This is a genomic window from Gordonia sp. IITR100 (assembly GCF_002009645.1).
Lineage (GTDB): Bacteria > Actinomycetota > Actinomycetes > Mycobacteriales > Mycobacteriaceae > Gordonia > Gordonia hongkongensis.
In genome coordinates this window covers 505,552-530,411 of sequence record NZ_MVKV01000002.1, presented here as the reverse complement: position 1 = coordinate 530,411, position 24,860 = coordinate 505,552, and the positions used below count along the sequence as shown (strand labels likewise).

Sequence of the window (24,860 nt, the reverse complement as noted above, 5' to 3'; positions counted from 1 at the left end):
GGGCGCCGGCACAGCGCAGCACGAACGACCGTTTCGACGGTCCCACCTATCAAGAAAGGGCCTGTCATGTCCGACGCTGCTCCGCGCAACCCGGGTACCACCGCCGTCTCGGCCGAGACCGATCTCGACGAGAACTCATTGGACGTCCGCCTCGCGGGCGGGCCGGGTCCGGTCGACCCCGCCGACGTGGTCGCGGCCGACGCCGCGGCACGGGAGTTCGTCGCGCGCCACGAACAGGCCGCTCACCGCCCGCAGGGCGAAGAGATCGGTCGTGCGCTGGTCGTCGTCGTCGACGACGAGGCGGCCCACGGTGAGGACCAGCGTCTGCTCGGGCCGCTCGTGAGCGAACTGCTGGCCGAGGCGGGGTTCCACGTCGACGCCGCCGTGGTCGTCTCCGGGGACGAGGTGGAGATCCGCAATGCGCTCAACACCGCGGTGATCGGCGGAGTGGACCTCGTGGTCTCGGTGGGCGGCGTCGGCGTCGGCGCCCGGGATGTGACGCCCGAGGCCACCGAACCCCTTCTGGATCGGCGTCTGCGGGGTATAGAAGAGGCCGTCCGCAGCTCCGGTCTGGCGGCGGGAGCCACCGACGGCGGACTTTCGCGCGGGCTGGCTGGAATCTCCGGACAGACACTCGTGGTGAACCTGGCCAACTCGCGGGCTGCGGTGCGCGACGGCATGGCAACTGCCGCACCCCTCGCCAAGTACGTGATCGAGTCGATCAGCGAGTTCTGACCCGGTCGCTCCGCGAGGCCTCCGAGCGGCCCGGAAATCTGTTCAGCAATACAAAGAAAACTCCTGGTTAACAGGGTGACGGGCCACTTTCGATGGGATATCCGACCGGTGGGAACAGAGTCTTCAGAACCCCGGAAATTGCCGATGAGCAGCGATGATGACGCCGCGCAGCACCGAGCTGCGCGGCGTCGTCGTCTCGACGCGGTGTTCGGAAACACCCTTCCTGAACTGACTTCAGACGAGAGTGACGAACATCACACAGGGCGCTCTAAGGATTGGTACGAGGCGCAGCGGCCGCCGCATCACGGGTGATTTCGCTCTTTACGTACGTAGTCACATCAGCGTGTTTTCCTGTCGTTAACTTTCGCCGTTCTATCGTTGGCGAATCTGAGATTCACGCTGGTGCGTGCCCTCTTCGTGACACGGCCGAGTCCTCCTGTTGCCCGAGTTGAGACCGCTCCGATAACGTTCGGCTCGACGACGCGCGGTCCCCAGAGTCGGGGACCGGGGGAGTCCTGCGATCTGTCGCGAGTGACAACGCAGCAGTGACCACGAATTCGATGGATTCTTAACGACAGCTAAGGCATGCATAAGAGCTGGCTTGGTGGTAACTGTGTGGAAGCCCATCGAACGTCGTGGGTCATGACTTGCGGGTGTGAGTGCATTCCGCGGGGTAACAGCCGAATCCTGTGAGAGGGAACGAATGAGCAAGTTCAGCAAGCTTGGGCTGCGCCGCGCCGCGGGCGCGGTCGCGATCGCCTCGGCCGCGGTCGTGGGCCTGGCCGGCATGGGCGTCGGCGAAGCGGCAGGTGCGCCGCTGCCGAACGGTTACAAGAACGCCACCGGCATCGACGGCGAGTCCATCCAGACCTGGCGGACCGGTGAGAACGCCTACCCGATCCCCACCGTCGCGAACAACCCCGCGTCGCGTGGTTTCGTGCTTTCGGGTACTTACTCGGCCAAGGCATCTGCTGGCGTCGGCGGCAAGCTTGCCGTGAAGTACATCGTGGGCTGCCAGGTCGACGTCAGCGGCATCACGCTCGATCTGGGCGGCGTGATCAGCCTGTCTGCTGCCACGTTGTCCGGCTCGTTGAGTCTTCCCCTCGCTCCGGGGCAGGTCGCCGTTGTCGACCTCACCGACAAGGACTTCTCCGACTCAGGTGTTGCCGCCATCCAGCTGTCGCAGCTGTCGTTCAACCTCAATCAGTGCGGTGGCTTCGCCTCGGCGCGATCGGTGGCCAAGACCATCGGGGCCAAGGGCTACAGCACCGACGACGGGAAGCTCAGCGGCGAGGGCACCCTCATCCAGTCCACCCTGTACGGCAAGCCCTTCACCATCGGTTGATCCGGGCGCAGATAACAAGCTTTACCTGACTTATCTGCCCTGAGCAGATCGATATTCCACGAAGGGGAATCATGAAGAAGAACATCACGCGTCGCGTGGTTGCGGCGGCCGGTCTCGCCGGTGCCGTCGCGATGGGCCTCACCAGCCTCGGCGCCGGTGGCGCCACCGCCGGCCCGCTGCCGGGTGGCACCATCACCAAGACCCTGGTCGACGGCACGCCCGTCACCGTCCAGCTGTTCGACGAGTTCGTTAGCGTCCAGCGTCCGATCAGCAACGTCCCCACCACTCGCGAGGGCTGGTTGTCGGGCAAGGTTCGCGTGACCGTCGGCGGCAAGGCCGAGGGTGGCTCCATCAAGGTCGGCTACGACGTCGGCTGCCAGGTCCACTTCGGCGGTGGCGAGGCCCAGGTGCCTGGCGCAGAGGCCGGCATTGACTACTCGAATCCGGGTAACGTTACTGCGGGTGCAGGCCTCACGCCGATCGACGATGACGACAACCTCTTCGGCGGCGGCGTGTCGCTCGGCCCGGGCGAGGTCAAGCGTCAGTGGCTCATCAGCGAGACCTCCGGCTCGGACACGGCCTACTCGGACTACAACTTGAGTGCGTACACCTTCCAGGGGCAGAAGGGTGGCGTCGTCTACAGCCAGGAGCAGTTCAAGGTCGAGAGCTGCGCCGGCTATGCTTCGGCTCGCGCCTTCATCCAGGTGACCGTCAGCACCGACGCCGTCAAGGGTGTCGTGGCGCTCAACGGTAAGCCGTTCAGCCTCGGCTGATCGACTCCTCCACCACGCCGCGGGGCGGGAATCCGAACGGATTCCCGCCCCGCGGTCGTCATTGTGGGGCCGGTTCGGGGTCGCTGTGAGTCTCCTGTAACCGGCTGTCTGGCAGTGAAACTCATCGGTCCTCGGTCGTAGTCTCGGTGCCGGCGGTGCTCATCCCGCCGGTGAGGAGCCATCACATGTCCACCGCGACCGAGCCGCGACCGGTTGACGATCCGAGCGCGGGCGACGTGGGGCCACGCGTCCCGACGTCAGAGGTCCTACCGCCCACTCTCTCGGTGCCGGCGACCATCCGCCGTTTCGCGCCTTTGGTCGCCGGTCTGAGGTGGCGTCTCGCGCTCGCCGTGATCTGCCATCTCGTGCAGGTCGGCAACACGGTGGTCACCGTCGCGCTGTTCGCGCACATCGTCGACGACGTGCTGGTGACCGGCGATCTGAGCGCGCTGTCCACCCCGATGATGATCTGGGTGGGTGTCTCCATTCTCGGCGCCGTGTCGTCGTATGCGGGCGGGATCCTGACCGCAGGAGTGACCGAGACGGTACTGCTGCGTCTCCGGGGTCAGCTGTACGCGCACATCCAGCGACTCGCGCCGCACACGCGGGACCGGTTCGGTGACGGAGACCTGGTGTCGCGCACCACCGCCGACGTCGAGGCGGTCGACAGTCTCGTGTCGTCGGGTGTGGTCTCCGGCGTCGTCGCCACCGTGAGTCTCCTCGTCTACGGTGCCGCCGCCTTCGCGACCAACTGGCAGTTGGCCCTTGTCGCCGCCGTTCTCGCTCCGCTGCTCTGGGTGACGGCCCGCCGATTCGGCGCCGTGGTCAAACGTGCGTCGCGTCGCGAGCGGCAGGCTGCCGGCCGGATCAGTTCACTGGTCGCCGAGGGGATCGGCAACATGGTGGCGTTGCAGGCCGACAACCAGACCTCGCACCACCGAGCCCGGGTCCTGGAGCAGAACCGCCGATGGCGGGAGTCCCGGATGTCGGAGTCCCGGGCGGGGGCGGCCTTCGCCGAGGCGGTCACGGTCGTCGAAGTGCTCTGCATGGTCGTCGTCATCGCGTTCGGGGCGTGGCTCATCGCCGGCGGTGATGCGCAACTGGGCACGCTCATCGCCCTGACCGGATATCTCGGGTACCTCTATCCGCAGATCCAGGTACTCGGCGGTCTGCTCGTCGAGGTCACGTCCGCGACCGCGAGCGCCGAACGGGTGGCCGAGGTCCTCGACGCGCCGGCGGGTGTCGCCGAACCGATTGCGCCCGAATCGCTTGCGCCCGAACCAGGTGTCACTGACCCGATTCCGGCCCGTCGTCCGGTCGCGCCCGCCTCGGTTCGTCTGTCGTTGACCGGGGTGTCCTTCGCATACCCGGACAACGGGTCCCGAGTCTTCGAGGACGCCCACCTGGAGATCCGTGCGGGTGAGACAGTGGCGGTCACGGGTCCCAGTGGTGTCGGCAAGAGCACCCTGACCCGTCTGCTGCTGCGTCTGTACGACCCTGACGCGGGGTCGATCCGGCTGAACGGCACCGACATTCGCCATCTCGACGTGAGCGATCTGAGAGAGCATCTGTCGGTGCTGCATCAGCGGCCGGCGTTGATGCGCGGCACGATCGCGGACAACATCCGTTTCGGCTGCACCACGGCGACCAGAGCGGACATCGCAGCTGCCGCGCGGGCCGCAGGGGCCGCCGAATTCATCTCGCGGTTGAACGGCGGCCTCGACGCCGAGGTCGTCGAACGTGGGGAGAACCTGTCCGGTGGTCAGCAGCAGCGAATTGCGCTGGCGCGCACGATCCTTCGAAACCGCCCGGTACTGGTCCTCGACGAACCGACCACAGGTCTCGACGACGAGACCGTCAGCGGGATCCTCGAACCACTCGCCAGGGTCGCGTCACTGCGGACCACGATCCTCATCACCCATGATCCGCGTGTGCTCGAGCTCGCCGACCGGACACTCGAATTGCGCGACGGACGGTTCGCCGATGTGGCTCCGGTGGCGCCGTGGTCAGGCGAGGGCGCGCTCGTAGAACGACCACGAACGGTGCAGCTGGTCCTGCCAGTACAGCCATGAATGGGTTCCCGCGGGCGGGAGGTCCACCGTCGCCGGGATGTTCAACTGCCCGAGACGATTCAGGAGCTGGACGGTGCAGCCCAGGGTGGCGCCCTCGATGACTCCGCCCACGACGATCTGGTCGGCCAGGGTGTCCAGGTCCTTCACGTAGCGAGGATTGTCGTACTGCCCGGGCAGACCGCCGGCGTTCGAGATGTAGAGCTTCTGGCCACGCAGCTTGGCGGCGTTCACCACGGGATCGTGGGCGCGCCAGCCGGAGCCGCCGTACGGACCCCACATATTGGTGGCGTCGCCGTCCCCGCGGATCTCTACGACGAGTCTGATGTATTCCTGACCGAACGGGTCGGACGTCGTCGGACATCCGCTGTAGGAGCCGACGGCCTGGTAGAGATCGGGATGCTCGATGGCGAGGTTCAGCACCGACGTCGCCGACGAGGAGATCCCGCCGATGGCGTTGCGCCCGGAGGTGTTGTAGGTGGCATCGACGACCGCGGGGAGTTCCTTGCCCAGGAAGGTCGACCACTTGTGCACGCCGAGAACCGGATCGGGCTTCTGCCAGTCGGTGTAGTAGCTGTACTGGCCGGCGTTCGGGATGACCACGTACAGGTTCTTGTTGCGCGTGAACTCGACGATGTCGGTCTTCTCCAGCCAGTTGGCGCGATCCTCGCCGCCGCCGGCACCGTTGAGGAGGTAGAGCACCCCGCGCGGCTTGGACTCGTCGGCCGGCTTGATCACGGTCAGCGGTACATCACGGTTCATGGCGTCGGAATGCACGACGATGTCGGTCACGCGCCCGGGCGATCCGGCGTCGACGAGTCGTGGTGCGGCGCTCGCCCCGCCGGTCATTGGAGCGACGAGGGAGACACTGAGGGCGACCGCCGCTGCCATCCCGAGTTTGCGCAAACCTCTGTACACGTTTCCTCCTGATCGGGAGACGGCGGGCCGGTGGTCCGACTCGCGCTGGCTCCTGCCTTCTGTCACGGGTCCGACCTCGCGTCCGGACCGCTGGGACTGCTGCCGCTCACACTCGCGTCGTCGCCGGCCGTGGCGTCCGCCGGCGCGAGTCCGCACCGTCGGGCGTAGATCCCGCCCGCGGCGAGCAACTCCTGGTGGGTCCCTGCTTCGGCAATCACCCTATCGTCGAGGACGACGATCTCGTCGGCCAACGCCGCGGTCGCCATGCGGTGGGTGATGAGCAGGGTGGTGGTCCCCGCGCGTAGTCGGTGCAGGGCACGTTGAACGAGCAACTCGGTGCGGGGGTCGGCGGCGCTGGTCGCCTCGTCGAGAATGAGGATCTTGGGCGACGCGGCAATCGCGCGCGCGACGGTGACCAGCTGTTTCTCGCCGGCGCTGAGGTTTTCGGATTCCTGGCCGATCACGGTGTCGATGCCCTCGGGGAGTGCTGCGACGATCTGCGCGACGTGGCTGTCCGTAAGAGCCGCATCGACCGCACGGCCGTCCTCGATGCCGAAGGCGATGTTCTCGCGGACTGTCCCGGTGAACAGCCACGGTTCCTGGGTGACGACGGCCATGTCCGCCCGTACCCGGTGCGGTCCGAGTTCGACGAGATCGACGCCGTCGATGGTGATCGAGCCCCGACTGGGTGCGTAGAACGCCTGCAGGAGATTGGTCAGCGTGGTCTTGCCCGACCCGGTGGTCCCCACCACGGCGGTGGTCGTGCCGGGCGCCATCCGGAAGCTCACCGAGTCGAGAACGGGGTTGTCTTCCTCGTAGGCGAAGCCCACGTCGTCGAAGACGATCTCGGGCGGGAGCTGGTGCCGGCCGGACGAGACCGGCACCGGCTGGCCGGTGTCGGCGCCGCCGTCCTCGGGTGCTTCGAGCACCTCTCGGACCTTGCTCGCCGACACGGTGCCGGACTGCACCTTCGTGACGAACCCGGCGAGTTCGCGAACCGCGCTCGTCAGCTGCTGTGCGAACACCACCACAACCTGAGCCGCCCCGAGACTGAGGTGCCCGTCGACCACCATGATCCCGCCGAGGACCGCCAGGATCAGGAACACCAGGGCGTTGACCGCGGTGAGGACCGAGGGCAGGGAACCGCCGATCCACTGGGCAGAGCGGACCGACGAGAAGAGTTTGTCGTTGAGGTCGTCGAAGCGGCGCGCGGCGGTCGGCTCGGCGTTGTACGCCTGCAACATCCGGCGCGCGCTGAGTTCCTCTTCGATATGCCCCGTGAGGGCGGCCGTGGTCGTCCAGCGGGACTCCATGTGCGGTCGTGCCCGGCGGGCGAGCAGGACCGCGGCCAGCGCCGACACGGGTGCTGCGACCAAGGCGACACAAGCCAACACCGGGGAGATGACGAACAGCACGGCGGTGACGACGACAAGCGTCAAGGCATTCGTCGGAACGGTCACCAGCACCGGTGCGATCACCGTCGCGGCGTTGTCGGTGTGGGCTGTCAGCTTGCTCACCAACACACCGCGTGTGGTGTTCTCGAAGTAGCGCAACGGAAGACGGTGGATCTTGTCCTCGATGCGTGCGCGCAACCCGGCCACCGACCGCTGCACGGCGACGGTCAGCAACCGGCCCTGCGCGAGGCTGCAGACCGCGGCCGCCACGAACACCCCGACCTGGATCGCCAGCAGCGTCCAGAGCAATCCCCAGTTCATCGTCGCGTCGCCGACCGCGCCGTCGACGATCACGTTGGTGACCGCACCGAACAGGATCGGCGCTACGACGCCGCCGACCGCGGCGAGGATCGCGCAGAGGGAGATGGCCGCCCCACGTCCTCTGCTCAGGTCGAGTTGCCGGACGATCCAGCGCAGCGATCCGTCGCGCCGTCGAGCCGTCGGTCGGTCTGCCGACGCCTGCTGCCCCCTCGGCCCGACCGCCGGCGCCTGCGATCTCTGGTCAAGCATTGGTCACCGCCTGCGCGTAGGCGATCTCCCGATAGATGTCGCTTCCTGACCGCAACTCCGAATCTGTTCCGAGGCCGACGATCCGTCCCGCGTCGAGCACCGCGATGACGTCCGCGTGCTGGACCGACGACACACGCTGCGCGGCGATCAGGACCGTCGCATCCGGGTCGGCCCGGCGCAACCGTCCGATGATCTGGGCCTCGGTGTCGACGTCGAGAGCGCTGAACGGGTCGTCGAGGACGTACAGCGCGGGCCGGCGGAGAACGGCACGCGCGAGTGCGAGCCGTTGGCGCTGACCACCGGAGAAGTTGCGTCCCTCCTGCGCCACCGTGGCGTCGAGAGCGCCGGGGCGAGCCGAGACGAAGTCGGCCGCGGCGGCGACCTCCAGGGCGTCCCACAGCTCGTCGTCGGTGGCGGTCGGTCGGGCGATCCGGAGGTTGTCGGCGACCGTCCCGGTGATGAGCTCCGCACCCTGACCCACGAAGGCGCTGCGTGCGCGAACCCAGGCGGGCGCCAGAGCGGTCACGTCGGCGGCATCCCATCGGAGCACGCCCGACGTGGGGTCGGCGAACCGCAGGGGTAGGGACAGCAGCGTCGACTTGCCGCTTCCGGTTCCGCCGAGGACGCCGGTCACCGTGCCGGGTGCGCAGAACAGGGAGACCTGGTCGACGGTGGGGGACTCGGCGCCCGGATAGGCGACCGACACCGCGTCGAAGACGATCGCGGGCGGTGAGGGCGCCCGGCCGTCACCGGGGTCGCCGGGGTCGAGCGGCTCGGTGTCGAGTACCTCGGTGATTCGTCCGGCGCTGGTCACCGCACGCGGGATGACCCCGGCGATCATGGTCAGCAGCGACACCGCCAGCAGGATCTGCGCGAGATAGCCGACCGTCGCGGTGATCTGGCCGATCTGCATCTCACCGCGGTCGACGAAGATCGCACCCAGTGCGGTCACCGCGACCACGGCGAGGTTCGAGACCACGGTGACCAACGGCAGCATCAGGACCTGCAGTCGGCCGAGGCGCAGGGCCACGTGGGTGAGTTCGTCGTTCTCCACCGCGAACCGGGCGCGCTCCCGGTCCTCTCGCCGAAAGGTGCGGATGATCGCGATCCCACGCAGCTGCTCGCGCAGCACCCGGTTCACGACGTCGAGACGACGCTGCAACTGCGCAGCCCACGGCACCAGACGCCGGACGAGGACGGCGACGACGACGACCAGCACCGCCCCGGCGACCACCAGCACGGGCGCCATCCGCCAGCCCTGCGCCAGCGACAACACCAGCGCGCCGAACAGCATCAACGGCGCGGTCACCACGACGGTCAGGCTGATGAAGAGGAACCCCTGGATCTGGCCCACATCTCCGGTGGAGCGCGTCAGCAGACTCGAGAGGCCGATGGAGTGGACCTGCGGATCGCTGAAGGCGCTGATCCGACCGTGCACACGCGTGCGGAGGTCGCGCGCCGCGGTTGCCGAGATATGGGAGGCCAGGAACGTGGCACCGATCGACACCACCAGGTTGACCACGGCCACCACGACCATGAGCACGCCGACGCGCTTGATGGTCGCCACGTCACCGCGCAGGATTCCGTCGTCGATGATCGCGGCGTTGAGAGCGGGCTGGGCGAGCGTGGTGAACACCGACGCGAGCTGGAAGACGACGAAACCGGCGCAGGCCCAACGGGTTGTCCGGAGCGCGTCGAACAGGAGCGCGAGCAACGCGCGTACCTCATCTTTGCTCATCGAGCGGGTGACGGGCATCTGGTGAGGCTACTCCGGGTCGTCGTGACGCTGGCCTACCGTGGGTGCGGAACTCCCCACCGATATCGGTTTCGTGTGCGTGCCGTGAAGTGTTCCGAAGTCTACATGCGGCGGTTTCGTGCGGGGTGAGCCCGGATATGTGGGCCGCTGCTCTAGTCGCTTCATCGCTAAATGCGGATGAACAATACTTCGGGAGTTGCTGTCGGAACCATAACCGGAACAGACGAAACCGCCCCGGACGCGTGTCCGGGGCGGTCGAGTCTCGATTCGAGATCTACACGGGTGCTTCTTCCGAACCCGATTCGATTGAACCCGTGACCAGTTCGACGATCGCGTCGGTGATAGCGCCCTGAATGATTTCCGCCATGAGATCTCCTTCGTCAGTGATGAGATGCTGGACGGGTATCGCGTGCACGTGATCCACGCCCCCGTCGCAGACCTATGGATCATAGATGCTGAATTCGCCGCAGTGCTCGACCGATTGATGAACGAATTTCAAATCTTTCGTTCATGATGTCGCTGCGTCGGCTAATCAGCGCGCAATGCCGAACCGGCCCCGGAGTGCACCTGCGGAGCCACTTGGCATCGGGCAACTGTCAGGCAGGCGGAGGCGTCGTCTCTTCTTCCAGTGAACCGCTGAAAACGTCCTTGAACAGCTCGTTGAGGTTGATCTCGATGCCAGTGGCCATGTCGGTTCTCCTTGAGTCGGTGTACTCGCTGTGCGGGATCGGGTCGACGTCTCAGTCGACCTCGACCTCTTCTCCGTAGTTGTCATCCGAGCCGCTGAACAGCGCCTTCAGTGCGTCTTCGATGGAACCGCCGTAGATTTCGCCCATGATGTTCTCCTAGGTGTTGATCGCTTTCCGGAAATTTCTGACCGGAGTAGATGCTTGCGCCGTCACAATCGGAAACGATCGAAAACGGCGAGAGTCGCTGTGCTTGCCTTACTCCGCTGCGTACGAGCCGAATCCGTCGTCGCCATCGGAATCGGTGACGATTTCCTCGAGGTAGAGGCGGATCCAGGAAATGCTGATCGCGTCGGACATGCGATTCTCCTAATGGGTGTCGACGATGTCGTTGTCTAGCACGGTCGTTCCGTCGCGAGGACGGCAACGCGGCTGACAATACCGCACGTTTCTACGCCTGTCCTGACAGGACAAGGTTGAATTCTCAATGAACTCATTCGGTTCTGACCCACGGAACGGTCCTGCCGGTCGCCGGTTGATGACTGGCCGTCGGCGATGTGAATGTGCTGGTATGAAGCGGTGACGCAGCGCGTGGAGGTGGGAGGCACGACGTCCCGGCGATTGGTCGAATCGGACATGGAGACGGCGCTCGACTTGCTCGAACGAGGTCTACGCGAGGTCCCGGTCTACCGCTGGCTCATCGGCGCTGACGCGGTCGCCGAGGCGTACCGCTGGTACGGCGAGATCCTGTTCATCGAGTACCTACCTGGTCTGCGGGGTGTATTCGACGAGAACGGAGAGCTGATCGCTCTGATCGCGGTCTCGGCCCCCACCGACGAGGCCGGGCGAATTGACGATGACCTCAAGGAGCGGACCAAGCAGATCGTGCAGGAGCTAGACGGCTTCATCCACCGCTTCACAGAGTTGCAGCGGAAGTCGGAGGAAGCGCAGGTCGCGGAGAATCCGATCAAGGTGATCTTCGCGCTCGTCCACCCCGAACATCGGCGAGGCGGGACCCTCGCCGGGCTGGTCGACCCGGTCATCGAGCGTGGCCGTCGCGAAGGCCTGCCGGTCACGTGCAGCACGAGTGACGAACAGCTGTCGGCCCTCTACGCCCGCCGGTGGGACGCGCAGGTACGGGCTCAGTTCACCCTGACCGACGGGCCGACCGTCTGGGTCCAGCGCGTCGATCCGCCGGCGTGAACTGGCACTGCCCCTGAGGTGCCCTCCCCATGCTCCCTGAGGTGTGAGCGAAGCGCCCTCCCCATGCTCCCTGAGGTGTGAGCGAAGCGAGCCACGAAGGGCTGACGAGGTAAGTCGCCAAACCCTTCGTGGCTCGTCGCTTGCGCTCCTCGCACCTCAGGGAGCAAAGGGATCTGCTGGACTTCCCTGATGAGAAGCGGGTTTACCGAGTGTGGTCAGCTACCGAAGAACCACGGGAACGTCCTGGGGCGGGCCTGCGCACGCGGTTGGGTGCGCTGCTGCGGCCGCGCCGGACGCCGGTTCTGGTTCTGCGACTGACGGTTCGGTGCGGGCTTGTTCGGCATTCGTTCATCCTGTTCTCGTTCGGTCGCACCGGCTTTCAGGTCCGGTGCGGTCGCACGTTCCGGCGACGAATCCCAAAGTAGGGGGCCGACCTTCGGGTTCGGATGGCTCCCGCTGTCAGCTTCCTGGGAGACGGGGCCCGCGTGTCAGCGCGAGTGACGCCCCGGCGCGTCCGGGTCCTCGCCCGGGAAGTCGCCTGGGTATTGCTCACCGGGATAACCGCTTCCGGGGCCGGGAGGCGGGTAGTTGCCCGGGCCGGGGTAGTTCCCGGGCGGCGGGTAGCTACCGGGTGCCGGCTGCGGCGTCGGATACGGCTGGCCTGACGGGCTTCCCGGCGGTGGGCCCTGCGGCGGACGATTCTGCGGGACGGACTGGGACGGGACGTTCTGCGGCGGAACCGATTGCGGGGGAGTGGGGTGCGACGGCGGGCCCTGCGGTGCCGGCGGAGTCGAGATGCGTTGCGTCGTACCGGCTCCGGCGGGCGCTTCGTACGGGGCGAAGGATCCCGACGGTGTGCCGTAGGAGTCGCCGGCCGGTCCGGCCGGGTCGCTGAGATGCGGGGGCAGATCGCTCTCGGCCTCCGCCTTGGCTTTCGAGGTTCCGTCGGGGTCCAGCAGATCGCGGATCTCGGACAGCAGGGCGATCTCGGTGACCTCTGCCTTCTTGCCGAAACCGCCGAGCTCGGCGAGTTTGTTGTACGGCATGATGATGATGAAGTAGACGACCGCGGCGATGATCAGGAAGTTGATCACGGCGGTGATGACGCTGCCGAGGTCGACGAATGTCGATGGGTTGTCGGTGATCTGGAAACCGAGTCCCTGTGCGGCGTCGGAGCCGACGGGGATCGAGTTGATGATCGGCTGGACGATGCCGTCGGTGAACGCGGTGACGATCGCGGTGAACGCAGCGCCGACGATGACCGCTGTCGCCAACTCGACGACATTGCCCTTGAGTATGAAGTCCCTGAATCCCTTGAGCACGGTGTGCGGCCTCTTTTCGGTGATGTCCTGCTCTTGTCCGGTGATTCTGCGCATGATCGGAGCAAGTCCGACATGCGGTGCGCGAGCTCCTACTACCCTATCCACGATCGTGAACGAACCGATCCATTTGACTTGATTCGTCCGCCTGTGTCGTGATGCCGTGACCCGGCCGTTGTTCAGTGCAGGACCACTGCGAGCGCCGTATCGAGCCCTGCCGCCGCGACCCGATGGGCGGATGCGGCGTCCATCGCGAGCAGCACCGGGGCGGCCGCGGTCCCGCCGGGAGCGATACCACCCGACTGTGATTCGGCGGCGTGGAGTGCGACAACGGCGCGGCGGGCCAGCACTTCCGCCTCTTCGGTCAACACGTCGACAACGTCGCCGGGTCGCAGCAGCGCAGTCACGGCGTCGTCCGACAGTCGTATCGGTACGAGCCGGGCATCGTCGTCCCCGGTCAGGTCGGCGGGTAGACGTGACGACAGCAGGCGGGCATCGGTGAGGATTTCTCCTCCGCGGACACGCCCGGTCACGGTTCGCCCGAGTGCGGGTGCCGCCTCGGTGAGGACACCGTCGGGAACCGTGGCTTCCGCGACGCTCCGCGGCGCCAGATCGTCTATCTCGACCACCTGTCCCGGCAGCAGGTCATGCGCGGCAACCATGACCTCGACGTCGCCGTCGGCGCGTGTTCCGGCAACCCCCACCACCACGGCCGCGACGACCAGTCCTGTCGCGGCGACACGTCGGATCAGGACGCTGCGCGTCCACCCCGGTCGCAGCGCCGAACTCACCCGGTCACGAATTCGAGGCCCGAGTGAGGCTTTCGACGGAAGCTTCGACGGGGGAGACATGTGACGAAGGCTAGGTCCGTCTGCCCGGGTGATCGGCCCGTGGAACTCGTCTGTGGACAACATCAATCGGGCCGTCGACCGGTGTGGACAGCGGTCCGGCCGTGGGCCCGGAATGGCCCGCGGCATTGCGGTGGGGGAGAATCGATGTTCTGTGCCGGGAAGTCTGGTCGGCCGCTCGTCGCGCGGGCGGCGTCCGGCGCACCGCGTGCGATCGAGCAGAGGAGAGCCTATGGCCGATGAGCAACCGACAGCAGACAGCGCACGCAAGGCCGATCGCATCCGGCGCTGGGCGGCGCTAGACACGACCAGTGGGGGGCTGCTTCTGGTGGCCGCCGCTGTTGCAGTGTTCTGGGCGAACTCGCCGTGGCGGGAGGCCTACGATTCTCTGCTCCATGTCGAGGTGGGGCCTGAGGCGCTGCACCTACATCTGTCGCTGGCGCACTGGGCGTCCGACGGGCTGTTGGCGATCTTCTTCTTCGTCGTCGGAGTCGAACTGAAACACGAGTTCGTGGCCGGGAGCCTCCGGGATCTCAAACTCGCCGGTGTTCCCATTGCGGCCGCGGTGGGTGGCATGGTCACGCCCGCGCTCTGTTACGTCGTCGTGGTGGCGATCGGCGACCCGGACGGGCTGCACGGCTGGGCGATCCCCACCGCCACCGACATCGCCTTCGCTCTCGCTGTTCTCGCGATCTTCGGCCGCGGTCTCCCGCTCGCCCTGCGGACGTTCCTGCTGACGCTCGCAGTGGTCGACGACCTGCTCGGGATCATCGTCATCGCGACGTTCTACACCGAGAAGATCGACTTCGTCATGCTGGTGGCCGCCCTTGCCGCGGTGGCGCTCTTCGCCGTGCTGGTGCGGCAGGCGTGGCGGTGGTGGCCGGTCCTCATCCCGGTCGCCGTCGTCGCGTGGGGTCTGATGCACGCGTCCGGGGTGCACGCGACCGTTGCGGGCGTACTCCTCGGGTTCGTGGTGCCGGCCGTTGCGATCCGTGGTGAGGAGGAGCCGCGCACCGAGCGACTCGACGACGCGGTCCGCCCGTACTCCTCGGCGCTCGCCCTGCCGGTGTTCGCCTTCGCGGCCGCGGGCGTCACCGTCGTGGGTGGTGATGGTTCGATCGTCCAACCGGTGTCGATCGGAATCGTCGTCGGTCTCGTCGTCGGCAAGGTCGTGGGTGTGATGGGTTCGACGTGGCTGATGACCCGGTTCACGCCGTTGCGCCTACCAGACGCGATCGGCATCCGCGATCTGCTGCCCGTCGGATTCCTCACCGGAGTCGGTTTCACCGTCGCGTTGCTGATCGCCGAGTTGAGCTTCGAGGGCGGCTCCGACGACCACGCCGCCGCGGCCAAGGCGGCCATCCTCGTCGGATCTGTCGTCTCGGCAGTGCTCGCCGCGTTCCTGCTGCGGTGGGACGCTCGACAGGCCCGCGATCCGGACATGAACCGCGACAACATCCCCGACATCGACAAGGACGTCATCGGGGGATGAACCCGCGAGCCTCGGTCCGAGGCCCGCGGGTCGCGTGTCGACGGTCCTACTTCGCGACCGTGACCTCGTCGGTGCGTTCGTCGGCCCGGCCGTAGGACTCCCAGAACGTCGCCCCGACGATTCCGAGAGCGATCGGGTCGAAGATCGGGTCCTTGCCTTCCTTCTTCTGCTTCTCGTAGTCGCGCAGCGCTTTGAACGCGGGTTGCTGCAGGATGATGATGCCGACGATGTTCAGCCACGCCATCAGCCCGACTCCGATGTCGCCGAGGGTCCACGCCTCGCTGGCGGTCGAGACGCATCCGATGGCCACCGATACGAGGATCAGTGCCTGCAGGAGCATCGTGAGGTTCGAGCCCAGCGTGCTGCGCAGCGGACCGATGTAGATGGTCGCCGCCTTCCCCATCAGGAACCGCAGGTTGGTCTCGGCCATGTAGTAGTAGGCGATGATCGTGGTCAGGCAGAAGAACATCAGAGACACCGCGACGAAGGTCGAACCGGCGCCGCTCCACATGCTGTCGAAGCCGATCTGGACGAAGGTGGGTCCGACGTCGGTGGCCGTCGGCAGCAGTCCGCCGTCGGCGATCACCGCGCCGTCGGCACTCTCGCCCTCGAACACCCGGTACGCACCGGTCGAGATGATGAGGAAGCCGGTGGCCGAGCACACGAAGAGGGTGTCGATGTAGACGGCGAACGCCTGCACGAAGCCCTGCTTCGCCGGATGCGAGACCTCGGCGGCCGCGGCTGCGTGCGGTCCGGTGCCCTGGCCGGCTTCATTCGAGTAGATGCCGCGCTTGACGCCCCACATGACCGCAGCGCCGACCACCGAACCGAAGACGGAGTCGATCCCGAAGGCGCTGGCGAAGATCATCCGGAGGACTTCGGGAATCTCGGACGCGTTGAGGAATACCACCACCAGCGCGAAGAGGATGTAGAGGACCGCCATGAACGGCACGACAACGGTGGCGAAGGTAGCGATGCGCTTGACGCCGCCGATGATGACGAACGCCAGCACGATGACGACGCCGATCGCGACGGCCCAGTCCGCGATACCCCACGCCTGGTTCATCGCGATGGCCATGGAGTTGGACTGCACGCTCGGGAGCAGCAGGCCGCAGGCGAGGACGGTCACGGCGGCGAAGATCAGCCCGTAGACCTTGAAGAACGGTGCCGCCTTGGTGTGGGCCAGCGCCTTGCTGAAGTAGTACGCCGGGCCGCCGCGGTACTCGTTGGTCAGCGGATCGCGGGTCTTGTAGATCTGGCCTAGCGTGCACTCGACGAACGACGTCGACGCCCCGAGGAAGGCCATCGCCCACATCCAGAACAGGGCGCCGGGACCGCCGAAGGCGATCGCCGTAGCCACACCGGCGATGTTGCCGGTGCCGACCCGGCCGGCCAGCGAGATCATCAACGCCTGGAAGGACGAGACGCCATCGGGCGAACTCTGACCGTGGCGCATCACCCGGATCATCTCCGGTATGTGCCGGATCTGCAGGAACCGCGAGCGGATGGAGAAGTACACCCCCACTCCGAGGCATAGGTACACCAACGGATTGCTCCAGATGATGCTGTTCAGGTCGTTGAGGAAGTCGGTCATGGCGGCTCCAGCGATGGTGGGATCGGCCGCTCGTGGCGGTCCGACCCGGTGATCGAGCGGTGAACTGGTTGCTTCAGCTAGGGGAACACTTTGCACGACTGCACTCGGCGGTGCGCGCCAAGGTGCGAAATCCGTTGACGGGAAGCCGGGCCGAACCTGCGCTTAGCACTCGGAATGAGGGAGTGCCAAAGTCGGTTACACTGGTCATCGTTTACTGACATTCGGAGGTTTCGCGGTGCCCACCTACTCGTATGCCTGCACGGAGTGCGACAACAAGTTCGACATCGTCCAGTCCTTCTCCGACGACTCGCTGACCGAGTGCCCGCAGTGCGCAGGCCGCCTGCGCAAGCTGTTCAACTCGGTCGGCATCGTGTTCAAGGGCAGCGGTTTCTACCGCACGGACTCGCGTCCCGGCTCGTCCTCGGACACCTCGACGCCCTCGTCGGACAGCTCGTCGTCGTCGGGCTCCTCGTCGTCGGACAGCTCGTCGAGCAGCTCCAAGTCGGACTCCGCGAGTTCGGCGTCGTCGACCAAGAGCGAGACCAAGGCCGCGACTCCCGCTTGACCGGCGTCCCGCCACGACAACGTCATAGGCCGAACCCGGGCCGGTGTCACCCGACACCGCCCGGGTTCCGCTGTACCCCGGGTCAGCCGAGTCGGCGGAACCCGTCTCCGGGAGTGAGAATCCAACCGACCGGGACATCGTGGTCACCGGACGGCAGTGAGTCGACGACCTCGTCGTCATAGACCACGCCGACGAGGTCGGCCGACAAACCGTGCAGGGTCCGGTCGTAGTATCCGGCGCCGCGTCCGAGCCGCACACCGCTCTTGTCGATCGCGAGCGCCGGGACCAGGATCACCGACGCCGCGCGGATCGCGGTCACACCGACGCGGTCGGTGGTCGGTTCGAGAAGTCCCCAGCGTCCGGGAGCCAGCGAGTCCGGCCCCGTGTACGGCGCCCAGTCCATCGGTGCGGGATCGCCGTCGGGGACCACCGGGACCAGAACCGACACGCCTCGGTCGACGAGCGCGTCGAGCATCGAATTCGAGCCGGGTTCGTTGCCGACGGGGACATGCGCGGCGACCGTGACGTCGTATTCGAGCCGGAAGGGGCAGGAGTACATCCATTCGGCGAGGGCTGCGGCGGACCGGTCCCGCTCGTCGGCGGACCGGCGCGATCGTCGATCCTCGATCTCTTGTCGCAGTTGCTGTTTCAGCGTTGTCAAGACCCGACCGTCCTTCGCGTCGTCTCGAGACCGGTGGCATGTGCACCCCGGCCGGGACAGCCGGGACGCCCGCACTGTATCCGACCGTCGGAACGAGCGTGGTGAGGTCCCGGTCACCGCCGTCTGTCCGGCCGAGAACCGGCACCTGTCCTAGGGTGGATTCATGAGTGCGACGGATAAAGCTGGTTTCAGTGAGTACGAAGGTGTACCCAACACTCCGCCGATCCCGCGTACCGCGGTCGTCCCGGCAGCCGGGTTGGGCACGAGGTTCCTGCCGGCGACCAAGACGGTGCCCAAGGAATTGCTGCCGGTGGTCGACACCCCTGGCATCGAGCTCGTCGCCGAAGAGGCCAAGGCGGCCGGCGCCGATCGTCTCCTGATCGTCACCTCTCCGGGCAAGGACGGCGTGGTCGCCCACTTCGTCGAGGACCTCGTGCTCGAGAACACCCTCGCCACGCGTGGCAAGGAGTCGATGCTGGCCAAGGTGCGCAAGGCGCCCAACCTGCTCGAGGTCGCGTCGGTCGTGCAGGAGAAGCCGCTCGGCCTCGGGCACGCGGTCGGTTGCGTCGAGAGCTACCTCGACGACGACGAGGACGCCGTGGCAGTTCTGCTGCCCGACGACCTGGTGCTACCCGGAGGTGTCCTGGAGGTCATGGCGCGCACCCGTCAGCGCCGGGGCGGCTCGGTGCTGTGTGCCATCGAGGTCCCCGAAGATCGCATCAGCGCCTACGGCGTCTTCGACGTCGAGCCGCTTCCCGATGCCAACAACCCGAACGTCATGCGCCTCAAGGGCATGGTCGAGAAGCCCGAACCGCAGGATGCGCCGTCGAATCTGGCCGCCGCGGGTCGCTACATCCTCGACCGCAAGATCTTCGACGCGCTGCGCCGCATCGAACCCGGCGCCGGTGGCGAACTGCAGCTCACCGACGCCATCGCGCTTCTCATCGAGGAGGGCGAGCCGGTCCACGTCGTCGTCCACCACGGCACCCGACACGATCTCGGCAACCCCGGCGGCTATCTCAAGGCTGCCGTCGACTTCGCGCTCGACCGCGACGACTACGGTCCCGATCTGCGCGAATGGCTCGAGAAGCGTCTCGCCGACGGCTGATTTCCGCACGGGCGATCACCGGTCGCATCCGCGCGCCTCGCACGCTGCCGCGGGCGCGCTCGATAACGTTCTCCTGTGTTGTATCGAGTGCACGACGTGCCGAGCGCTGTCGGCCGCACGTCCCGGTGCACTGACCGGTTGAGACGGGAAGAGCGGTGAGATGCGGTCTGTCGAAGATCATCTGACGCTGGTGACCGCGGCGGCAGTGGCGCCGCGTCCGGTGCGCGTCGCGATCTCCGAGGCGCAGGGCCTGATGTGCGCCGAGGAGGTCGTCACCGAGCACCCGATGCCCGGCTTCGACCAGGCGGCCATCGACGGCTACGCGGTGCGTGCGGTCGACGTCGGTCTGGCCGGGGTGCTCGCACCCGAAGACCTGGAGGACTTCGACGCCAACGGCGCCGAGCTCGTCGACCTCGAACCGGGCGAACCGATGATCGTGTCCCTGCCGGTGGTCGGCGAGGTCGGGCCGGGCTCGCGGACACCGACGCGGCTGCAACCGCGTCAGGCGGTGCGCGTCGAGACCGGGGCCCCGATGCCGACGCTCGCCGACGCCGTGGTCCCGTTGCGCTGGACCGACGGTGGCGACCAGAAGGTCAAGATCGGACACGGCGTCGAGAGCGGCAACTACGTCCGGCGGGTCGGCGACGACGTGCAGCCGGGCGATGTCGCGGTCCGCGCGGGCTCGATCATCGGCCCGGCCCAGGTCGGGCTGCTCGCCGCGGTCGGTCAGGCACGCGTGATGGTGCACCCGCGCCCGCGCCTGTCGGTCATCTCGGTGGGCAGTGAGCTCGTCGACATCGACCGCACACCCGGTCCCGGTCAGATCTACGACGTCAACAGCTACGCGCTGGCCGCTGCCGCCCGCGACGCCGGCGCCGACGTGAACCGCGTCGGCATCGCCGAGCGCGAGGCGTCGCGGATGCGGGAGGTCGTCGAGGCGCAGCTCATCCGCTCCGAGATCGTGGTGATCTGCGGTGCGGTGGGGGGAAGTGCGTCGACCGCTGTTGCCGACGCCCTCGCCGACCTCGGCGACCTGGAGATCGTGCGGGTGGCGATGCACCCGGGGTCGGTCCAGGGCTTCGGGCGCCTCGGACGCGACGAGGTGCCGACGTTCCTGCTCCCCGCCAACCCGGTGAGCGCTCTGGTGACCTTCGAGGTGATGGTCCGGCCGCTCATCCGGATCGCGCTGGGCAAACGGCAACCGATGCGGCGGATCATCAAGGCGCGCACCATCGGACCGATCGCGTCGGTGCGCGGCCGCAAGGGTTACCTGCGTGGGCAGCTGATGCGGGACGAACGGTCGGGGGACTACCTGGTGCAGGTGCTCGGCGCCTCACCGACCGGGTCGTCGCACCTGCTCGCCGAACTCGCCGAGGCGAACTGCCTGATCATGGTCGACCCCGATGTCGAGGAGATGGGCACGGGCGACGAGGTCGAAGTGGCGTTCCTCGCGCAGCGCGGGTGACCCCTGCTGAGCAAGCAACGAACGAGCGCGTCGAGGTCGAGGCGCCCCCACCCCCGCTGGTTGAGCCGGCACCGAGCGGAGCGAGGCGCCGAGTCGAAACCACCACCCCGACGCGAGATCCAGGTCTCACGCCGTCGGCACTGTGACAGCGCATAAACTTCTTCTCGTGTTCAGGTGGTTGAGCGGCAGTCAGGGAAGTCCGGGATGGCCGGCCACCCTCGGGCCGCTGCGCACCCGGACCGGCACGGTCACCCTGCGGCCCGTGAAGGTGCGGGATGCCAAGACGTGGAGCGAGTTGCGGATCCGCAACCAGAACGCCCTGTTGCCCTGGGAACCGACGGGTGTCGGAAGCTGGGCTGAACGCCATCAGCCCGGGTCGTGGCCGCCGCTGTTCGCGGTGCTGAAGTCGGAGGCCAAACGAGGTGCGCTGCTCCCGTTCGTGATCGAACTCGACGGCCGCTACGTCGGGCAGCTGACGGTGGGCAACATCCAGCGCGGTGCCGTCCGGACGGCGTGGATCGGCTACTGGGTGGACGCGGCGTACGCCGGGAACGGCATCGCGACCGCCGCGGTGGCGCTCGGGGTGGACCACTGCTTCGGTCCGGTGGGCCTGCACCGGCTCGACGCGACGGTGCAGCCGACCAACGAGGCATCGCGGAAGGTGTTGACCAACATCGGGTTTCGGCAAGAGGGTCTCCTGCTGCGCTATATGGACGTGAACAAGCGCTGGCGCGACCACATGCTGTTCGCGCTCACGGCCGAGGAAGTGGTCGGCAGCGCCGCCGAGGCACTGGTCCGGGCGGGCCGGGCGTCGTTCCAGTGAGTCGGGGCGTCGAGGTCACCGCGTGATCACCACGACCGGCTCGCGTCGTCTCACGCTGACCGTGGCGGCCGCGTTCTTCGCCACGGGGTGCGCGATCCACGAGACCGGACGCGCCGTGAACGGCGTGCCGGTCTCCGAGCAGGTCGCGACCGGCAGCGACACGGACCCCTGCGACGTGCCTCGAAATGTTCTGGAAGAACTCGGTGTACAGGACATGCCGGTGCAGCGGGCCGCGGTGTCCCGACCGACGTGCGCCTGGGAGATCGGTGCCTACCGGGACCCGAGTATGTACTACTGGGTGTCGGGTCCCACCGAACCCGACCACCTCAACGACACCGTGGTTCTCGCCGGCACACGGGCCGAGATCTTCTATGAGTCAGAGGGACTGGCGCGCTACATCGTGCGCCTGGACCGCCACACGTTCGATGTGGCGTATTCGGCCGACACCTCGCCGGACACCCCGACCGGGCCCGAAGGGGCGGGGCTCGTGGTCACGGCATTGCTCGACAAGTACGGCTACCGCTAGCCCGAATCGCCATGCGGTCGCCGGCTTCTTCAGCGCCTACGTCAGCGCCCGGTCTCGATGGGGAAGTCCCGCGCGCGCATCTCGGATTCGATCGCGGCTCGGGTGCGGAGATAGGAACTCGTCCGGATGGAGTCGTCGGCCGTGTACAGCGAGGGCAGGAACGTCGAACCGCGCTGATCCCGGTGCGCGCCATCGGCGCCCGCACGCAACAGGACGAGGCAGTGGTCGATGTTGAGCACGTCTGCCGAGGTGAACAGCGGCGTTCGGCCGGCGAGCGGTTGCACCGAGTTGAGGTCGGCGCCGCGGTCGATCAGCAGGCGCAAGGCGTCCCCGCGACGATGGCGGACAGCGGTGTGCACGACGTTGCCGCCGATCCGGTCCGACGCCCCGACCAGCCCTTCGTCGAACTCGATGATGGTGCGGAAGGCGTCGAAACGGTCGAGCAGCACGCTGTAGGCGACGGCGTTGTAGCTGCCGGCGCCTGGCAGATGCGGGTCGGCGCCCGCGCGGAGCAGGGCACCCACGGCCGCCGGCGGCCCGAATTCCACCGCCCACTGCAGTGGCGTGATGTCCACGCGCCGCGGGTCGGTCTCCGGATCGCCGCCGAGTTCGTCGAGGTCGGCGCCCGCGGCGACCAGGGATTCGATCGTGGTCTGATCGTCTCGTCGGGCTGCGTCGAGCACTCGGACGGTGGGGGCGGTGAAGTAGTCGGCCGCGTCGACGCGCGTCGAGACGACGTCCGCGATCCACCCGCACCCGGCGACCACGCACGCGGACAGTGCTGTCGCAACCACCGCCACGAGTCTCTTCATCCGCACCATGCCGTCCCTCCGTGCCTCATGTCCGATTTTTACGATAACCCCCCTCAGTCGACGCATAGGCTCTCGGAATGACCGAACACAGTGACGAACTGGAGATCGTGGTCCGCGGCCAGGCACGCGGTCGGTATCGGCCCGAGCGCGGAATCATCCACCTCGTGGTGCGCGTGGAGGGTGCGGACAAACCGGCGGTCTACACGCGCGCGGTCGAGGTGCACACCGATCTGACCCGTGCGCTGACGGGACTCGAGTCGGCGGGGGCAGTGACCCGATGGACGGCCGACTCGGTGCGGGTCTATTCCTATCGTCCGTATTCGGAGACAGGCGAGCGTCGAGAACTGGTGTACAACACCCGCATTCGCATCGAAGCCGAGTTCGTCGACTTCGAGGGGTTGTCAGAGTTCATCGACCTCTGGGCGTCGGTCGATGCCGTCGAGGTCGGTGACATCGACTGGGATCTCCACGAGCAGACGCGGCGCGAACGCGAGCGGGAGTTGCGTCGGGACGCTGTCGAGGACGCGATTCTCAAGGCCCAGGCCTATTCCGATGCGGTGGGTCGGGGACCGGTGACGCCGGTGCTCCTGTCCGATCCGGACCTGGCCTCGAATGTGCCGACGGCGAGGCGACGGGCCATGCCGATGGCGGTCGCCGCCGGTCCGCCGGCCTCACCGTCGCTGGAACTGCGCACCGACGACATCGAGATCGCCGTCGCGGTGGACGCCCGGTTTCGGGCGCAGTGAACCCCCACGGCAACGGTGATGCTGAGAGGCGCGTGTGAAACCCGCGCCGATTCGCCTGTGACACGGCGCGTCTACCCGGGGCCGACCTGTCGTCGTCCTAGATTGTGGAGTGGCTTCGTGTGACCAGAGTGAATGAAGGGAGAGTCGCATGCCCAACTCCGTACTGTGGGTCTGTCTCGTCGCGGTCTGGCTCTTCGTGCTGGTCCCGATGGTCATCAAGGGACGTCCGCAGATCCTGAAGTCGACCGACGCCGCGCGCAAGACGCGACTGCTGCACCGCGGTGGGTCGCGCACCGCGACGGCCTCGGGAAGTCGACGCCGGTCGTCGGCCCGTCATCCGCACGATCCGTCGTGGAAGTCCTCGCGTCGCAGCGCCACCGCGACGCTCGAGGCCGACAGCGACGTCGACACCGAGGACGACGCCGACGTCGCGAAGAGTGAGTCCTCGACCCGAGTGCGTCGTTCCGGCAGTGCGAAGGTCGAGAAGCCGACGGCAGAATCCGTGGACGACGACGATGATTCGGTCGACACCGCACTCGGGGACACCGATGACGAGTCCGTGGACAGCCACAGCGAGAGTGACAACGACGCCGTCGCGGAAACCGATGACGACATCGAGGTCGACGTCGAACGCGACGAGACCGCAGACGACGAGTCGGACACCACGTCCGAGGAAGCCGAATACGACGACGACTTCGAGGACGTCGACAGCGAATACGAGGACGGCGAGTACGACGACGACCTCGAGGACGAGGACGCCGAATACGAGGACGCCACAGACGAACTCGACGAGGACGAGTACGACGACTACGCCCGCGCGTCGCGGCGCAGTGATCGAGCCGAGTCGGTCGACGAGGACGAGGCGGACGACGCCGAGGCCTATGTAACCGATCCCGACGAGGTCGAGGACAGCCGCCCGGCGGCGCATTCGTCGAGCAGTCGACGGTCCGGACGCAGTGTCTATTCCTCCGAGAAGGAACGCGAGCTCAAGTACCGGGAGCGTCAGCGCGTCACGCTGGGGTTGTTCGTGCTGGTCTTGCTGGCGATCGCGGCCGGCTTCGTCGTCGGGACGCCCGGTTGGGTGGCCACCGGCGTGCTCGGTCTGCTCCTGGTGGGCTACCTCGCGTACCTGCGTCGTGCGGTGAAGACCGAGCAGCAGATCCGGGCACAGCGCCTTGCGCGCGCCAAGCGGTCGGCGCGTGCCGAGGAGGAGCGTCGTCGACGCGCCGCCGCGGTCCCGGAGTTCGCCGCCGCACCCCCGCCGCCGCGACTTCGGCGGCCCGGTGGCGCAACGGTTCTCGAGATCGACGACGAGGACCCGGTGTTCGACCACCTTCCGCCGTTCCAGCGTCGCCGCATGGACCGCGAAGACCTGCAGTACCGCCGCGTCGGCTGATCTCCACACCCGTTCAGCAGTAGGTGTCGCTCAGCGAGACCTACTGCTGAACTGTT

At 67.1% G+C, this 24,860-nt stretch carries 21 protein-coding genes; 13 read left to right on the top strand and 8 right to left on the bottom strand.

The annotated features are described in order from the left end of the window. Nucleotides 1-66: 66 nt before the first annotated feature. The 4 genes from B1818_RS06230 to B1818_RS06215 all read left to right on the top strand — a co-directional run bounded on the left by B1818_RS06230 (nucleotide 67) and on the right by B1818_RS06215 (nucleotide 4,925). Complete coding sequence (locus B1818_RS06230; protein WP_058251498.1) at nucleotides 67-735, top strand: molybdenum cofactor biosynthesis protein B; 669 nt, start codon at nucleotides 67-69, stop codon at nucleotides 733-735. A 703-nt stretch (nucleotides 736-1,438) separates the two neighbouring features. Then, entirely contained in the window at nucleotides 1,439-2,080 is a 642-nt protein-coding gene (locus B1818_RS06225) for an MspA family porin (RefSeq protein WP_078112186.1), read from the top strand. 71 nt (nucleotides 2,081-2,151) lie between these two features. Continuing rightward, on the top strand, nucleotides 2,152-2,853 hold the full coding sequence (locus B1818_RS06220; RefSeq protein ID WP_078112185.1) for an MspA family porin: 702 nt from the start codon (nucleotides 2,152-2,154) through the stop codon (nucleotides 2,851-2,853). Nucleotides 2,854-3,038: 185 nt separating this feature from the next. Beyond that, the gene (locus B1818_RS06215; RefSeq protein WP_078112221.1) at nucleotides 3,039-4,925 is read left to right on the top strand and encodes an ABC transporter ATP-binding protein; all 1,887 of its coding nucleotides are present in this window, start codon (nucleotides 3,039-3,041) and stop codon (nucleotides 4,923-4,925) included. Here the strand turns inward: B1818_RS06215 and B1818_RS06210 are convergent. The 3 genes from B1818_RS06210 to B1818_RS24280 form a co-directional block, all read right to left on the bottom strand. Beyond that, on the bottom strand, nucleotides 4,860-5,840 hold the full coding sequence (locus tag B1818_RS06210) for an alpha/beta hydrolase family protein (protein ID WP_078112184.1): 981 nt from the start codon (nucleotides 5,838-5,840) through the stop codon (nucleotides 4,860-4,862). The genes B1818_RS06215 and B1818_RS06210 overlap by 66 nt on opposite strands. Nucleotides 5,841-5,902: 62 nt before the next feature. Then, nucleotides 5,903-7,804: an ABC transporter ATP-binding protein gene (locus tag B1818_RS06205; RefSeq protein WP_078112183.1), complete on the bottom strand. Its 1,902-nt coding sequence runs from the start codon at nucleotides 7,802-7,804 to the stop codon at nucleotides 5,903-5,905. Continuing rightward, complete coding sequence (locus tag B1818_RS24280; protein ID WP_217700281.1) at nucleotides 7,797-9,560, bottom strand: ABC transporter ATP-binding protein; 1,764 nt, start codon at nucleotides 9,558-9,560, stop codon at nucleotides 7,797-7,799. Before B1818_RS24280 ends, B1818_RS06205 begins: the two co-directional genes overlap by 8 nt. A 1,247-nt stretch (nucleotides 9,561-10,807) precedes the next feature. Between B1818_RS24280 and B1818_RS06190 the strand changes: the two genes are divergently transcribed. Next, a complete protein-coding gene (locus B1818_RS06190; protein ID WP_078112181.1) occupies nucleotides 10,808-11,449 on the top strand; it encodes a hypothetical protein in 642 nt (213 codons plus the stop codon). A gap of 488 nt (nucleotides 11,450-11,937) precedes the next feature. On the opposite strand, the gene mscL is transcribed toward B1818_RS06190, so the two are convergent. Further along, the gene (gene mscL, locus B1818_RS06185; RefSeq protein WP_078112220.1) at nucleotides 11,938-12,771 is read right to left on the bottom strand and encodes a large conductance mechanosensitive channel protein MscL; all 834 of its coding nucleotides are present in this window, start codon (nucleotides 12,769-12,771) and stop codon (nucleotides 11,938-11,940) included. A 176-nt stretch (nucleotides 12,772-12,947) separates the two neighbouring features. After that, nucleotides 12,948-13,619 (bottom strand): SAF domain-containing protein, encoded by a 672-nt coding sequence (locus B1818_RS06180; RefSeq protein WP_065630203.1) that lies wholly within the window; start codon nucleotides 13,617-13,619, stop codon nucleotides 12,948-12,950. Between the two features lie 229 nt (nucleotides 13,620-13,848). Here B1818_RS06180 and nhaA point away from each other — a divergent pair, with 229 nt between their 5' ends. After that, a complete protein-coding gene (gene nhaA / locus B1818_RS06175; RefSeq protein ID WP_078112180.1) occupies nucleotides 13,849-15,108 on the top strand; it encodes a Na+/H+ antiporter NhaA in 1,260 nt (419 codons plus the stop codon). Between the two features lie 46 nt (nucleotides 15,109-15,154). Here the strand turns inward: nhaA and B1818_RS06170 are convergent, their stop codons facing one another. Continuing rightward, entirely contained in the window at nucleotides 15,155-16,702 is a 1,548-nt protein-coding gene (locus B1818_RS06170; RefSeq protein ID WP_078112179.1) for a sodium:alanine symporter family protein, read from the bottom strand. A gap of 235 nt (nucleotides 16,703-16,937) precedes the next feature. On the opposite strand from B1818_RS06170, the gene B1818_RS06165 reads away from it, so the two are divergent. After that, on the top strand, nucleotides 16,938-17,267 hold the full coding sequence (locus tag B1818_RS06165) for an FmdB family zinc ribbon protein (protein ID WP_078112178.1): 330 nt from the start codon (nucleotides 16,938-16,940) through the stop codon (nucleotides 17,265-17,267). A gap of 82 nt (nucleotides 17,268-17,349) precedes the next feature. Here the strand turns inward: B1818_RS06165 and B1818_RS06160 are convergent, their stop codons facing one another. Then, a complete protein-coding gene (locus B1818_RS06160; RefSeq protein WP_078112177.1) occupies nucleotides 17,350-17,928 on the bottom strand; it encodes a 5-formyltetrahydrofolate cyclo-ligase in 579 nt (192 codons plus the stop codon). A gap of 163 nt (nucleotides 17,929-18,091) precedes the next feature. On the opposite strand from B1818_RS06160, the gene B1818_RS06155 reads away from it, so the two are divergent. The 4 genes from B1818_RS06155 to B1818_RS06140 all read left to right on the top strand — a co-directional run bounded on the left by B1818_RS06155 (nucleotide 18,092) and on the right by B1818_RS06140 (nucleotide 21,850). Next, nucleotides 18,092-19,036 (top strand): UTP--glucose-1-phosphate uridylyltransferase, encoded by a 945-nt coding sequence (locus B1818_RS06155; RefSeq protein WP_058251485.1) that lies wholly within the window; start codon nucleotides 18,092-18,094, stop codon nucleotides 19,034-19,036. Nucleotides 19,037-19,196: 160 nt separating this feature from the next. Further along, nucleotides 19,197-20,501, top strand: a complete 1,305-nt coding sequence (gene glp / locus B1818_RS06150; protein ID WP_058251484.1) for a gephyrin-like molybdotransferase Glp — start codon at nucleotides 19,197-19,199, stop codon at nucleotides 20,499-20,501. 166 nt (nucleotides 20,502-20,667) lie between these two features. Next, nucleotides 20,668-21,324 (top strand): GNAT family N-acetyltransferase, encoded by a 657-nt coding sequence (locus B1818_RS06145; protein WP_058251483.1) that lies wholly within the window; start codon nucleotides 20,668-20,670, stop codon nucleotides 21,322-21,324. A gap of 22 nt (nucleotides 21,325-21,346) precedes the next feature. Continuing rightward, nucleotides 21,347-21,850: a hypothetical protein gene (locus tag B1818_RS06140; protein WP_078112176.1), complete on the top strand. Its 504-nt coding sequence runs from the start codon at nucleotides 21,347-21,349 to the stop codon at nucleotides 21,848-21,850. A gap of 41 nt (nucleotides 21,851-21,891) precedes the next feature. Here B1818_RS06140 and B1818_RS06135 read toward each other — a convergent pair whose 3' ends face one another. Further along, the gene (locus B1818_RS06135) at nucleotides 21,892-22,662 is read right to left on the bottom strand and encodes an ankyrin repeat domain-containing protein (protein WP_139362991.1); all 771 of its coding nucleotides are present in this window, start codon (nucleotides 22,660-22,662) and stop codon (nucleotides 21,892-21,894) included. A gap of 77 nt (nucleotides 22,663-22,739) precedes the next feature. Between B1818_RS06135 and B1818_RS06130 the strand changes: the two genes are divergently transcribed. Further along, nucleotides 22,740-23,408, top strand: coding sequence for an SIMPL domain-containing protein (locus tag B1818_RS06130; RefSeq protein ID WP_058251480.1), 669 nt, complete (start codon nucleotides 22,740-22,742; stop codon nucleotides 23,406-23,408). A 148-nt stretch (nucleotides 23,409-23,556) separates the two neighbouring features. Beyond that, nucleotides 23,557-24,804 carry a gephyrin-like molybdotransferase receptor GlpR gene (gene glpR / locus B1818_RS06125; protein ID WP_078112174.1) on the top strand — a complete coding sequence of 416 codons (1,248 nt, stop codon included), beginning with the start codon at nucleotides 23,557-23,559 and terminating at the stop codon, nucleotides 24,802-24,804. The last annotated feature ends 56 nt before the right edge of the window (nucleotides 24,805-24,860 follow it).

What these genes read in the sequence shown, in the direction of transcription:
- B1818_RS06180 (WP_065630203.1), bottom strand. Translation starts at nt 13,619, where the DNA reads ATGTCTCCCCCGTCGAAGCTTCCGTCGAAAGCCTCACTCGGGCCTCGA.
- B1818_RS06170 (WP_078112179.1), bottom strand. Translation starts at nt 16,702, where the DNA reads ATGACCGACTTCCTCAACGACCTGAACAGCATCATCTGGAGCAATCCG.
- B1818_RS24280 (WP_217700281.1), bottom strand. Translation starts at nt 9,560, where the DNA reads ATGCCCGTCACCCGCTCGATGAGCAAAGATGAGGTACGCGCGTTGCTC.
- B1818_RS06190 (WP_078112181.1), top strand. Translation starts at nt 10,808, where the DNA reads ATGTGCTGGTATGAAGCGGTGACGCAGCGCGTGGAGGTGGGAGGCACG.
- glpR (WP_078112174.1), top strand. Translation starts at nt 23,557, where the DNA reads ATGCCCAACTCCGTACTGTGGGTCTGTCTCGTCGCGGTCTGGCTCTTC.
- B1818_RS06130 (WP_058251480.1), top strand. Translation starts at nt 22,740, where the DNA reads ATGACCGAACACAGTGACGAACTGGAGATCGTGGTCCGCGGCCAGGCA.
- B1818_RS06225 (WP_078112186.1), top strand. Translation starts at nt 1,439, where the DNA reads ATGAGCAAGTTCAGCAAGCTTGGGCTGCGCCGCGCCGCGGGCGCGGTC.
- B1818_RS06220 (WP_078112185.1), top strand. Translation starts at nt 2,152, where the DNA reads ATGAAGAAGAACATCACGCGTCGCGTGGTTGCGGCGGCCGGTCTCGCC.
- B1818_RS06215 (WP_078112221.1), top strand. Translation starts at nt 3,039, where the DNA reads ATGTCCACCGCGACCGAGCCGCGACCGGTTGACGATCCGAGCGCGGGC.
- B1818_RS06230 (WP_058251498.1), top strand. Translation starts at nt 67, where the DNA reads ATGTCCGACGCTGCTCCGCGCAACCCGGGTACCACCGCCGTCTCGGCC.
- B1818_RS06135 (WP_139362991.1), bottom strand. Translation starts at nt 22,662, where the DNA reads ATGAAGAGACTCGTGGCGGTGGTTGCGACAGCACTGTCCGCGTGCGTG.
- B1818_RS06155 (WP_058251485.1), top strand. Translation starts at nt 18,092, where the DNA reads ATGAGTGCGACGGATAAAGCTGGTTTCAGTGAGTACGAAGGTGTACCC.
- B1818_RS06205 (WP_078112183.1), bottom strand. Translation starts at nt 7,804, where the DNA reads ATGCTTGACCAGAGATCGCAGGCGCCGGCGGTCGGGCCGAGGGGGCAG.
- glp (WP_058251484.1), top strand. Translation starts at nt 19,197, where the DNA reads ATGCGGTCTGTCGAAGATCATCTGACGCTGGTGACCGCGGCGGCAGTG.
- nhaA (WP_078112180.1), top strand. Translation starts at nt 13,849, where the DNA reads ATGGCCGATGAGCAACCGACAGCAGACAGCGCACGCAAGGCCGATCGC.